11 protein-coding genes are annotated in these 12,743 nt (G+C 59.1%); 9 read left to right on the top strand and 2 right to left on the bottom strand.

The annotated features are described in order from the left end of the window. The first annotated feature begins 87 nt into the window (after positions 1 to 87). From ACA062_RS14850 to ACA062_RS14810, 9 genes are all read left to right on the top strand, one after another. Positions 88 to 1,104, top strand: a complete 1,017-nt coding sequence (locus ACA062_RS14850; protein ID WP_497457059.1) for a phosphatidylinositol-specific phospholipase C domain-containing protein — start codon at positions 88 to 90, stop codon at positions 1,102 to 1,104. A gap of 65 nt (positions 1,105 to 1,169) precedes the next feature. Then, positions 1,170 to 2,075 carry a helix-turn-helix domain-containing protein gene (locus ACA062_RS14845; protein WP_497457058.1) on the top strand — a complete coding sequence of 302 codons (906 nt, stop codon included), beginning with the start codon at positions 1,170 to 1,172 and terminating at the stop codon, positions 2,073 to 2,075. 320 nt (positions 2,076 to 2,395) lie between these two features. Continuing rightward, positions 2,396 to 3,706: an ABC transporter substrate-binding protein gene (locus tag ACA062_RS14840; protein WP_497457057.1), complete on the top strand. Its 1,311-nt coding sequence runs from the start codon at positions 2,396 to 2,398 to the stop codon at positions 3,704 to 3,706. Positions 3,707 to 3,960: 254 nt separating this feature from the next. Then, complete coding sequence (locus ACA062_RS14835; protein ID WP_497457422.1) at positions 3,961 to 4,860, top strand: carbohydrate ABC transporter permease; 900 nt, start codon at positions 3,961 to 3,963, stop codon at positions 4,858 to 4,860. A gap of 10 nt (positions 4,861 to 4,870) precedes the next feature. After that, a complete protein-coding gene (locus tag ACA062_RS14830) occupies positions 4,871 to 5,701 on the top strand; it encodes a carbohydrate ABC transporter permease (RefSeq protein ID WP_128873487.1) in 831 nt (276 codons plus the stop codon). A 228-nt stretch (positions 5,702 to 5,929) separates the two neighbouring features. Further along, on the top strand, positions 5,930 to 7,033 hold the full coding sequence (locus ACA062_RS14825; RefSeq protein ID WP_497457056.1) for an ABC transporter ATP-binding protein: 1,104 nt from the start codon (positions 5,930 to 5,932) through the stop codon (positions 7,031 to 7,033). 16 nt (positions 7,034 to 7,049) lie between these two features. Next, a complete protein-coding gene (locus ACA062_RS14820; RefSeq protein WP_497457055.1) occupies positions 7,050 to 8,522 on the top strand; it encodes a mannitol dehydrogenase family protein in 1,473 nt (490 codons plus the stop codon). A gap of 183 nt (positions 8,523 to 8,705) precedes the next feature. Continuing rightward, positions 8,706 to 10,202, top strand: coding sequence for a xylulokinase (gene xylB / locus ACA062_RS14815; protein WP_497457054.1), 1,497 nt, complete (start codon positions 8,706 to 8,708; stop codon positions 10,200 to 10,202). A gap of 258 nt (positions 10,203 to 10,460) precedes the next feature. Next, positions 10,461 to 10,733 (top strand): DUF2790 domain-containing protein, encoded by a 273-nt coding sequence (locus ACA062_RS14810; protein WP_497457053.1) that lies wholly within the window; start codon positions 10,461 to 10,463, stop codon positions 10,731 to 10,733. A gap of 130 nt (positions 10,734 to 10,863) precedes the next feature. Here ACA062_RS14810 and ACA062_RS14805 read toward each other — a convergent pair whose 3' ends face one another. Continuing rightward, a complete protein-coding gene (locus tag ACA062_RS14805; protein ID WP_497457052.1) occupies positions 10,864 to 11,133 on the bottom strand; it encodes a DUF1652 domain-containing protein in 270 nt (89 codons plus the stop codon). Positions 11,134 to 11,552: 419 nt separating this feature from the next. After that, positions 11,553 to 12,704: a PQQ-dependent sugar dehydrogenase gene (locus ACA062_RS14800; protein ID WP_497457051.1), complete on the bottom strand. Its 1,152-nt coding sequence runs from the start codon at positions 12,702 to 12,704 to the stop codon at positions 11,553 to 11,555. Positions 12,705 to 12,743: the final 39 nt, after the last annotated feature.

Raw genomic sequence — 12,743 nt, 5'->3', positions numbered from 1 at the left:
TGGCATTGCCCGGGCGGCCCTTTATGATTGGATTTCCATCAATCAACTTCTCCCCACGGATGGGCGAAGTCACGTAAGGGATCGACAATGACGAATACAGAAGGGAATCTGAATAAAAAAACATGGATGAGCAACATTCTCGACATCGACACATTAAAGCTGACCGATATCGTCTGGCCCGGCACTCACAACTCGGGAATGGACAAAAAGGCGCCCAATTACGACGTCATCGTCGGTAACTGGACCACCTGTCAAAACGACTCATTTGCCTGGCAACTGTCAAACGGAGCGCGGGCATTTGATATACGTCTTGGCTATACCGAAGGCCATGACCAATCGATCTTCTACTTTCATCACAATGGCTATCAGTCTCATCGCGTACTGTATGAATTGATTGATGCGGTGTCGGCTTTTCTCGACCAGAACCCGGACGAATTCATTATTTTCGACTTCTACGAGTTGGGCGTCGATCACAATTTTTTCGCCTACAAAAAACTGAATGACTTGTTGGTGGAGCGACTTGGACAGCGGATCATCCCGCCTTCTGACGCCACGAAAACCGTGGGAGAGCTCAAACAGGCCAGCAATCAGCGAAGGCTGGTGCTCGCCGCGCCGTCAGTGTCTGAATTTGACAAAAATTATTTCTGGTCGCGGGTGACCCGAAAGTGGAGCCGCAAAGATCTGACTGACACCGACGCTCTGAACCGCTTCATTTCCACCACGCTTGCAAATGCCCCCATCGGCAGTTTCTTATGGACGTTATCGGCGACCACTTATGGTTTCCTGAGTGGTCCTCAGGACATCAAAAACCACATCAACGACTGGTTCCATCCAAGCCGGGACCGGGTTACACGTTGCAGCATTATCAGCACCGATTTTTTTGAAGAATCCGATATCGTCCGTTACTGCTGGATCGCCACGAGCATGAAGGCCGCTTATGGCGACGCCTTGTATGAAACGCAATCGCTCTCGGCGAGCTATTTGGTCGCGGCAAAAGAAGAGCGGAACGAATCGTTGGGAGATTACCAGGTGGCAAAACAGGACCAAAACGAACCGGGGAGCTTCTTGGTGGCAAATAAATACGGGGACGACCCGAAGAGCTAGTGGGTGGTATTCACCGTCCGAAACGAGGCATGATCAGCGTGCGAGAACAATAAAAGCACCCTGACATGACCCGAGCAGCCAGAGTTACCGACCCTTCCTACGAACTGATGGACGACCACAATGGGTTGTCCATCATCTATCGCCAGCACGGCTTCCCCTGCCCGCTGGTGCGTTGGCATTTCCACAAGGAATACGAACTGCACCTGATCGTCGCCAGTTCCGGCAAGGTGTTCATCGGCGATTACATCGGCAACTTCTATCCCGAATCCCTGTTCCTCACCGGCCCCAACCTGCCCCACAACTGGATCAGCCAGGTCGCCGAAGACGAAGTGGTGCCAAAGCGCGACATGCTGGTGAATTTTACCGACGAATTGTTCGACAGCGGCCATCTGGTGTTTGCCGAGCTCAAGACCCTGGCGCCGCTGCTGGAGCGTGCGCAGTACGGCATCGAATTCCGCTGCAAACGCACCATCCGCCAGGCGATGGGCCTGATGCAGCGTATCGCCGATACGAAGGGCGTGACCCGGCTCGGGCACTTTTTCATTCTGCTGGAACTGCTGGCCTCCTGCGACGATTACCAAACGCTCTCCGGCGCGACGACGCCGCAGTTGGCCGACGAACACAACATCGATCGCACCAACCGAGCAGTGGATTACATCTTCGCCCACTACGCCCGGGATCTGCCGCTGGAGGAAGTGGCGGAGCACCTGGGCATGAAGCCGACCTACTTCAGCCGGGTGTTCAAACAAGCCACCGGGCGTTGCTTCATCGAATTCGTCAATCGCCTGCGCATCAGCAAATCCTGCGAGCTATTGGCCGACGGTGACAAACCGGTGACCGATGTGTGTTTCGAGTCGGGCTTCAACAATATTTCCAATTTCAATCGGCGATTTCAGCAGCTCAAAGGCATGACGCCGTCGCACTATCGCAAGTTGGCCGTGCAGCGATTGACTGAGCAGAATCTCGGGTAAAGAAAGATCAAAAGATCGCAGCCTGCGGCAGCTCCTACAGGGGATCGCATTCCAATGTAGGAGCTGCCGCAGGCTGCGATCTTTTGATTCTGGGGCCCTAAAACCTGTACGCAATCAATACCGACTGACGGCAACAACGCCGTTCCCCGCAGCTCTCCCTCCAAACCTCAGTGCAAAATAGTATCAATCCAAGTGCGACGGATGATTTGTCACGCCATCAATTGAAGGCTGTAATCAGTGCACATTCTTCCTCCCTTCGGAAGACACAAAAACAATAACTGTCCTTCTGCAACCCGCCGGGTGCAGAAAAGGAGTGCACGATGCAACCCTCTGTAAAAGCTCTGCTAGCCCTCACCTGCATGACCCTCAGCAGCGTCAGCCTCGGCGCCCAGACCCTGACCATCGCCACCGTCAACAACAGCGACATGATCCGCATGCAAAAGCTCTCGAAAACCTTCGAGGCCGAGCATCCGGACATCAAACTCAACTGGGTGGTGCTGGAAGAAAACGTCCTGCGCCAGCGCCTGACCACCGACATCGCCACCCAGGGTGGCCAGTTTGACGTGCTGACCATCGGCATGTACGAAGCGGCCCTCTGGGGCGCCAAGGGGTGGCTGGAGCCGATGAAGGACTTGCCGGCCAGCTACGCCCTCGACGATGTATTCCCTTCGGTGCGCGAAGGCCTTTCGGTCAAGGGCTCGCTTTATGCCTTGCCGTTCTACGCCGAAAGCTCCATCACCTATTACCGCACCGACTTGTTCAAGGACGCCGGGTTGACCATGCCAGAACGCCCGACCTGGACCCAGATCGGTGAATTCGCCAGCAAGCTCACCAACAAGGATAAGGAACAGTACGGCATCTGCCTGCGCGGCAAGGCCGGCTGGGGCGAGAACATGGCGCTCATCAGCACCGTCGCCAATGCTTATGGTGCACGCTGGTTCGATGAGCAGTGGAAGCCGGAATTCACCGGTCCGGAATGGAAGAACGCACTGAATTTCTACGTCGACACCATGAAAAAATCCGGCCCGCCGGGTGCTTCGAGTAACGGTTTCAACGAAAACCTGGCGCTGTTCAACAGCGGCAAGTGCGCGATCTGGGTCGACGCCAGCGTGGCCGGCTCCTTCGTCACCGACAAGACCCAGAGCAAGGTCAGCGAACAGGTCGGCTTCACCTACGCACCGCACGAAACCACCGACAAGGGCTCGGCCTGGTTGTACTCCTGGGCGCTGGCGATTCCGACCAGTTCCAAGGCCAAGGACGCAGCGAAAACCTTCAGCGCCTGGGCCACTTCCAAGGAGTACGGGGCGTTGGTCGCGGAAAAAGACGGCATCGCCAACGTGCCGCCAGGCACCCGGGCCTCGACCTACAGCGAGGCCTATCTGCAGGCTGCGCCATTCGCCAGGGTAACGCTGGAATCGCTGAAAGCGGCGGACCCGAGCAAGCCGAGCGCCAAACCGGTGCCGTACATTGGCATTCAGTTGGTGACCATTCCTGAATTCCAGGCGGTGGGCACCCAGGTCGGCAAATTGTTCTCCGCGGCGCTGATCGGCCAGACCACGGTCGACCAGGCCCTGACCGCCGCCCAGTCAACCACCGAACGTGAAATGAAGCGCGCCGGTTATCCCAAATAATAAGGGTGCGGTGGGTGCAACTGTCCTGTTTGTCTGGGTACCGGGTTGACTCCATCGCAGGCAAGCCATGCTCCCACAGGTTAAGCGCAATCCATGTGGGAGCGAGCTTGCTCGCGAAGAGGCAGGTACATCCGATGCATCTTCAGAGACTGAAATACCGCTTTCGCGAGCAAGCTCGCTCCCACAGTTGATCTTCATTTTGTCTGTTCCTTATCGGTGCTATTGCCATGACTATTTCAACTGCCAAAGCTCACATGGATATCCCCCAACCGCTGCGTAAAAGCCGGTTGGCCAATCCCGGCTGGTTCCTGGTCAGCCCTTCGGTGGCGCTGTTGCTGCTGTGGATGATCGTGCCGCTGGGCATGACCGTGTATTTTTCGCTGATCCGCTACAACCTGCTCTACCCCGGTGAAAACCAGTTCGTCGGCCTGGAAAACTTCAGCTACTTCCTCAGCGATTCGGGGTTCATGCCCGGCGCCACCAACACACTGTTGCTGGTGGGCAGCGTGCTGCTGATCAGCGTAGTGTTCGGCGTGTTGATCAGTGCGTTGCTGGAGGCCAGTGAGTTTCTCGGCCGCGGCATCGTGCGGGTACTGCTGATCTCGCCGTTCTTCATCATGCCCACCGTCGGAGCGCTGATCTGGAAGAACCTGATCTTCCACCCGGTGTCGGGGATTCTCGCCTACATCTGGAAACTGTTCGGCGCGCAGCCGGTGGACTGGCTGGCGCATTACCCGCTGCTGTCGATCATCATCATTGTGTCCTGGCAATGGTTGCCCTTTGCGATCCTGATCCTGATGACCGCCATGCAGTCCCTTGACCAAGAGCAGAAGGAAGCCGCGCGCCTCGATGGGGCCGGTCCGATCGCGATTTTCTGGCACCTGACCCTGCCGCACCTGGCTCGCCCGATCGCGGTGGTGGTGATGATCGAAACCATCTTCCTGCTCTCGGTGTTCGCCGAAATCTTCACCACCACCAACGGCGGCCCCGGCTACGCCTCGACCAACCTCGCCTACCTGATCTACAACCAGGCGCTGGTGCAGTTCGACGTCGGCATGGCCTCCGCCGGCGGCCTGATCGCGGTGCTGATCGCCAACATCGCGGCCATCGTCCTGGTGCGGATGATCGGCAAAAACCTGACCGACAAAGCCTGAGGCCATTGCCATGACCCTTCAACAATCCCGTCGTCTGCAAAGCCTGCTGCTGGGCACCCTGGCCTGGGCCATCGCGATCCTGATTTTCTTCCCGATCTTCTGGATGGTGCTGACCAGTTTCAAGAGCGAAATCGACGCCTTCGCCACGCCGCCGCAGTTCATCTTCACGCCCACGCTTGAGAACTACCTGCACATCAACGAGCGCAGCGATTATTTCAGCTTCGCCTGGAACTCGGTGGTGATTTCGTTCAGCGCCACCGCCCTGTGCCTGCTGATCGCGGTGCCGGCCGCCTACTCCATGGCGTTCTACGAAACCCAGCGCACCAAGGGCACGCTGCTGTGGATGCTCTCGACCAAGATGCTGCCGCCGGTGGGCGTGCTGATGCCGATCTACCTGCTGGCCAAGAGCTTTGGCCTGCTCGACACGCGCATCGCGCTGATCGTGATCTACACCCTGATCAACCTGCCGATCGTGGTCTGGATGATTTACACCTATTTCAAGGACATCCCCAAGGACATCCTCGAAGCCGCACGCCTGGACGGCGCCACCCTGTGGCAGGAGATGGTGCGGGTGCTGCTGCCGATCGCCAAGGGCGGCCTGGCCTCCACGGTGCTGCTGTCGCTGATCCTGTGCTGGAACGAAGCCTTCTGGTCGCTGAACCTGACCTCGTCCCAGGCCGCACCGCTGACCGCGCTGATCGCCTCGTACTCCAGCCCCGAAGGGCTGTTCTGGGCCAAGTTGTCGGCGGTCTCGACCCTGGCCTGCGCGCCGATCCTGATCTTCGGCTGGATCAGCCAGAAACAACTGGTCCGCGGCCTGTCGTTTGGCGCGGTGAAATGAAGATCGCCCCCTGTGGGAGCGAGCTTGCTCGCGATGGACGTAAACGATAACGCATGGTGCCTGGAAGAACGCGCCCCCTGTGGGAGCGAGCTTGCTCGCGATGGACGTGAACGATGACGCGTGCTGCCTGGAAGAACGCGGCGCTTGGGGGTTTTTCGCGAGCAAGCTCGCTCCTACAAGAAGCCCGCCCGGCACAATTTGAATAACAACAAACGGAGGCCCACCACCATGGCCAACCTGAAAATCAAAAACCTGCAAAAAGGCTTCGAAGGCTTCTCTATCATCAAGGGCATCGACCTGGAAGTGCGCGACAAGGAATTCGTGGTCTTCGTCGGCCCCTCGGGCTGCGGCAAGTCCACCCTGCTGCGGCTGATCGCCGGCCTGGAAGAAGTCAGTGGCGGCACCATTGAACTCGATGGCCGCGACATCACCGAAGTCAGCCCCGCCAAGCGCGACCTGGCGATGGTGTTCCAGACCTACGCCCTGTACCCGCACATGAGCGTGCGCAAAAACATGTCGTTTGCCCTCGACCTCGCTGGCGTGCCCAAAGCCGACGTCGAGAAAAAGGTCAACGACGCCGCGCGCATCCTCGAACTCGGGCCGATGCTGGAGCGCAAGCCCAAGCAACTCTCCGGCGGCCAGCGCCAGCGCGTGGCCATCGGCCGGGCGATCGTGCGCAACCCGAAAATCTTCCTCTTCGACGAACCGCTGTCCAACCTCGACGCCGCCCTGCGGGTGCAGATGCGCCTGGAACTGTCGCGGCTGCACAAGGAACTGCAAGCGACCATGATCTACGTGACCCACGACCAGGTCGAAGCCATGACCCTGGCCGACAAGGTGGTGGTGCTCAATGGCGGCAAGGTCGAACAGGTCGGCTCGCCGCTGGAGCTCTATCACCAACCGGCCAACCTGTTCGTCGCTGGCTTCCTCGGCACGCCCAAGATGGGTTTCCTCAAGGGCAAGGTCACCCGCGTCGAGCGTCAGAGCTGCGAAGTGCTGCTGGACGCCGGCACCCGCATCACTTTGCCGTTGAGCGGCGCCAACCTGAGCGTCGGCGGCGCCGTGACCCTGGGCATCCGCCCGGAACACCTGGAGCTGGCACACACCGGCGACTGCAGCTTGCAGGTCACCGCCGACGTCAGCGAGCGCCTGGGCAGCGACACCTTCTGCCACGTCGTGACTGCGTCCGGCGAAGCCTTGACCATGCGTGTGCGCGGTGATCTGGCCAGCCGTTACGGCGAAACCCTGAGCCTGCACCTGGATGCCGAGCACTGCCATTTATTCGATGCCGACGGCGTGGCGCTGACCCGTCCGTTGCGCGTTGCCGCCTGAATTCAGAGAGCCTGTGATGAAACTGAATAACCAGAATCTGCACCACCTCGCCCCCGAAGTGGTCCTGCCCGCCTACACCCTGAGCGACACCCGCCAGGGCATCGCGCACATCGGCGTCGGTGGTTTCCACCGCGCGCATCAGGCGTATTACACCGACGCCTTGATGAACACCGGCAAGGATCTGGACTGGGCCATTTGCGGCGTCGGCCTGCGCGCCGAAGACCGTCGCGCCCGGGATGACCTGAAGGAGCAGGATTACCTGTTCACCCTGCTTGAGCTGGGCGACACCGACGACACCGAAGTCAGGGTGATCGGCGCAATCCGCGACATGCTGCTGGCCGAAGACGGGGCCCAGGCGCTGATCGACAAACTGGCGAGCCCCGAGATTCGCATTGTCTCGCTGACCATCACTGAAGGCGGCTACTGCATCGACGACAGCAACGGCGAATTCATGGCCCATTTGCCGCAGATCCAACATGACCTGGCGCATCCCGACGCACCGCAAACCGTGTTCGGTTTTCTCTGCGCCGCCTTGGTCAAACGCCGCGCCGCCGGCACGCCTGCATTCACCTTGATGTCCTGCGATAACCTGCCCCACAACGGCGCGGTCACCCGCAAGGCGCTCCTGGCGTTTGCTGCCCTGCGCGATGCCGAACTGCGCGACTGGATCGACAGCAACGTCAGTTTTCCCAACGCCATGGTCGACCGCATCACGCCGATGACCAGCGCTGAACATCGCCTGCAACTGGCCGACAAGCACGCCGTCGATGATGCCTGGCCGGTGGTCTGTGAGCCCTTTGCGCAATGGGTACTGGAAGACAAGTTCGTCAATGGGCGCCCGGCCTGGGAACAGGTCGGCGTGCAGTTTACCGACGACGTCACGCCTTACGAAGACATGAAGATCAAGCTGCTCAACGGCAGCCACCTGGCCCTGACGTATCTGGGATTCCTGAAGGGGTACCGCTTCGTTCACGAGACCATGAACGACCCGCTGTTTGTCCGGTACATGCGCGCTTACATGGATCTGGACGTAACGCCACAGTTGTCGCCCGTGCCGGGGATCGACTTGACCGACTACAAGAACACCCTGGTTGCACGCTTCTCCAATCAGGCGATTGCCGATCAGCTGGAGCGGGTGTGCTCGGACGGTTCGTCGAAGTTTCCCAAGTTCACCGTGCCGACTATCAATCGCTTGATTGCCGATGGCCGCGAGACGAAGCGTGCGGCGTTGGTGGTGGCAGCCTGGGCGTTGTACTTGAAGGGGGTGAATGAGCATGGCGATACGTACTCGATTCCGGATCCGCGCGCGGCGTTTTGTCAGGCATTGGTGGCCGATGATGTGTTGATCACCCAGCGGTTGTTGGAGGTCGAGGAGATCTTTGGTACGCAGATTCCCAATTCGCCCGAATTTGTGGCGGCGTTCGAATGGTGCTGCAACAGCTTGCGGGATGTTGGGGTAACCAAGACCCTCGAGCGAGTACTCGCTTAAGCTCTGCGGTGAAATTTCTGTCGCCATCGCGGGCAAGCCCGCTCCCACAGTGTTCGGAGTGAAAGACAGATTTGTGAACAACATACATCCCTGTGGGAGCGGGCTTGCCCGCGATGGCTGACTGACAAACAACATCAATGTTGAATGTGCACAGAGATCGACCTGACACACCAAGGATCCTCCATGGCAAACCAACAACTTTTCCTCGGCATCGACTGCGGCACCCAAGGCACCAAGGCCCTTATCCTTGACGCAATCAGCGGCGAGGTCCTCGGCCAGGGTGCTGCTCCCCACAGCCTGATCAGTGGCGCCAATGGCCGTCGCGAGCAGGACACGTCGCAATGGCTGGAAGCATTCACTTCGGCCACTCGCCAAGCGCTGATCGCGGCCAATGTCGACGGCCAGAACATCCTCGGCATCGGCGTCTCCGGCCAGCAACACGGCCTGGTCCTGCTCGACGACCAGGGCCAGGTACTGCGCCCGGCCAAGCTCTGGTGCGACACCGAATCCAGCCCGCAGAACGACCGCCTGCTGGCCCATCTGGGCGGCGAAAGCGGTTCGCTGGAACGCCTCGGCGTCGTCATCGCGCCGGGCTATACCGTGTCCAAGCTGCTCTGGACCAAAGAACAGCACCCGCAAACGTATTCCCGCATCGCCCGCATCCTGCTGCCCCACGACTACCTCAACTTCTGGCTCACCGGCCGCAGTTGCAGCGAGTATGGCGATGCTTCGGGCACCGGCTATTTCAACGTTCGCACCCGCCAGTGGGACTTGCAGCTGCTGCGCGACATCGACCCCACCGGCCGCCTGCAAGCCGCGTTGCCGGAGCTGATCGACGCCCACCAGGCCGTTGGCACCCTCCTGCCGGGCATCGCCGAACACCTGGGCATCAACCCGCAGGCCTTGGTGTCCAGCGGCGGTGGCGACAACATGATGGGCGCCATCGGTACCGGCAACATCAAGCCCGGCGCAATCACCATGAGCCTCGGCTCCTCGGGAACGGTCTACGCCTATGCCGACCAGCCGAATGTCAGTCCGGACGCCTCGGTCGCGACCTTCTGTTCATCCAGCGGTGGCTGGCTGCCGCTGATCTGCACCATGAACCTGACCAATGCCACCGGGGTGATTCGCGCGTTGTTCGAGCTGGATATCCCGCGTTTCAACGAACTCGTCGCGCAAGCGCCGATCGGTGCCGAAGGCGTATGCATGCTGCCGTTTCTCAATGGTGAACGGGTGCCTGCCCTGCCCCATGCCACGGGCAGCCTGCTGGGGCTGACCATGACCAACCTGACGCAGGCCAACCTGTGTCGCGCCGTGGTTGAGGGCACGACCTTCGGTTTGCGTTATGGGCTGGACCTGTTGCGCCGCAATGGCCTGCAAAGCCACAGCATCTGCCTGATCGGCGGCGGTTCGAAAAGCGCGGTGTGGCGGCAGCTGGTCGCGGACATCATGAACACCCCAGTGATCTGCACCGGGCAAAGCGAAGCCGCGGCGCTCGGCGCAGCGATTCAGGCGGCGTGGTGCAAGTCCTGGGCAAACGGCCATGAACACAGCCTGGCGGACTTGTGCGAGCGCTGCGTAAAGCTCGATCCGGCTAGTGAAACCCTGCCGATTGCAGACAATGTGGCAGCCTGTCAGCAGGCCTACGAACGCTATCAACAGTATCTCGCAATCCTTTAAGGCGTCGGATCGCGGTTCAACACATCAGTCGAAACATCAACTGTGGAGCGAGCCTGCTCGCCAAGGTGGCCCATTTAACAGCGTTTGCCGGTCAATTAAAGGAAACTGCCGACAGGTGGCATTCAGCCGGCTTAACCATCTCTTAACGCTGCGGTCCAAAGCTTTACTGGACCGCACGCCCTCAGATCTCTCTGACGCCCAGTGCGGCAGGTTCGACCCTACGTCGAGCTGACCTTTCGCCTGCACTGGAGATCGTTCATGAACACGCGCACATTGTTGTCGACAGCCGCCCTCGCCTGCACCGCCTTTGCCGGTCTTGCTCTGGCCGACGAAACGTCCTCGACCCAAGTCCAAGTCCCTGCGTATCACTACGGGATGCCATTGCACGTGGCCAAGGTCATTTCGCTGACCGAGCCCTCGACCCTGTATTGCGAAGTCATTACAGCTGAAATGAAGTACATCGACACGTCAGGCAAAACGGCACAAATCACTTATCGAAAACTGTCCGACGCTTGCAGCATGCAAAGCTGAGCAGGCAGTACGGAGTGCATCGGCGAATGGCTCGATCGCCATGCCGGTGCGGGCATATTGCATGCTGATGATAGAGCTGGCGCCGGGCCTGGCTTTTCTCCAGACCCGGCGCGAGCCTTGAAACCGTGGGTTAAAGCGCTTTCCTGTCTGGATGCAGAGTCTGGACATCGGCCCTGTTTTGCATGTCCACACGCAATTCGGCAATCAGGTTGTTGATTTCCTTGCAGCCATTGAGATGTTTGGCATTTATGCCGGTTACCATCAGATCGAGGTGATCGGTTTCACGATCGGAATAGACTTTTACAGTCATCGACAGGTCCGGCGACAACGTACATTGACAACGTTTCGGAAGAAAACTGCTTTCAATGATGTTTCGAAGTTCCAAGGCAGAAAGAAACATTACGAACCTCTCCTTAATGTGAGAATGCCAATCAAACATCCACGTCGATCAGTACTAAATTCCCCGCTCATGTTTCTTGCAGGTTTTTATCAAGTCCTCATCTGACCGTTTTCCGGTGTAGCCGCTGACTCAAATGAAATGCCGGTCAGCTCAAGGCCAGCTACAGCATAAAACATGCCGCGAGTTTCGCCGTGCAGCTCATCGGTTATTTCAATGACATAAGGACATTGTCTGCTGGCTTTTTCATGCAAAATGCAACGAAAGCCGATTTCGGCCCTGCAATTTGCATGATCCACGACGGTAAAATTGTAACGACGCTGATTCAGTATCCGCCGACGCCACCCACACGCAAGACCGCATCACGGGTTCTTTGATCTGTATCACTACCGTCGGGCTGAATATTATCGGAGGACATCGCTTTACTTCAGGCCGACCTTGTACAGAACCCCGTCAGCCTCATCGGTCAACACATACAAATAGCCGTCCGGTCCCTGCCGCACATCACGAATGCGTTTGTTCAGCTCACCCATCAACCGTTCTTCGTGAACCACCCTGTCGCCGTCGAACTGCAAGCGAATCAGCTCCTGACTGACCAGCGCGCCGATAAACACATTGTGTTGCCAGGCCTTGAAGCGATCGGCATCGTAGAACGCCATGCCGCTCAGGCCAGGGGATTTTTCCCAGACATGGTGTGGCGCGACGGTGCCTTCGGCGGTCTTGCCCTTGGCTTCCGGAATCGGCTGGCCGGAATAGTTGATGCCGTGGGTTGCCATTGGCCAGCCGTAGTTCTTGCCACGCTCGATGATGTTGATCTCGTCACCGCCCCGGGGGCCGTGCTCGTTTTCCCAGAGGACCCCGGTCCAGGGGTTGAGTGCCGCGCCTTGTGGATTGCGCTGGCCATAGGACCAGATCTCCGGGCGCACGCCGGTCTGCCCGACAAAGGGGTTGTCGTCCGGTACCTTGCCGTCGGGGTAGATCCGCACGACCTTGCCCTGCAGCTTGTCGAGGTCCTGGGCCGTCGGCCGGTCGTTGTTCTCACCGAGGGTGATGAACAGATAGCCGTCGCGGTCGAACACCAGGCGCGAGCCAAAGTGGTTGCCGACCGACAGTTTCGGCTCCTGGCGGAAGATCACCTTGAAGTTCCTGATTGACTTCAGGTCTTGCGACAATTGTCCGCGGCCGACCGCCGTCCCGGCCTTGTCGCCCTTGCCGCCCCCTTCGGCATAAGACAGATAGACCGTGCGGTCTTGCTTGAAGTCGGGCGACAACGCCACATCCAGCAAACCGCCCTGCCCCTTGGCCCAGACTGTCGGCACGCCGTCGAGCGGGGCCGAGAGCTTGCCGTCAGCGCTGACCACTCGCAGGTTGCCGGGGCGTTCGGTCACCAGCATTCCCTGGCGATCGGGCAGGAACGCCAGGGCCCACGGGTGCTCCAGGCCCTCGACGATCGGGGTCACTTCGAGGGTGCCCTGTTCACTTTTCAGTTCTTGAACGGGCGCGGCATAGGCCGGTGCGGTCGCAGTGATCAAGGTGCTGGCACAGAGTGTGGCCAGGAGGGTTTTACGCAACATGCACGATTCCTTTTGTCGTCAGAATGCTTGGCAGACTTG

The sequence above is a fragment of the Pseudomonas sp. LBUM1679 genome (genome assembly GCF_059695565.1).
This window is presented reverse-complemented; position numbering and strand designations above follow the sequence as displayed.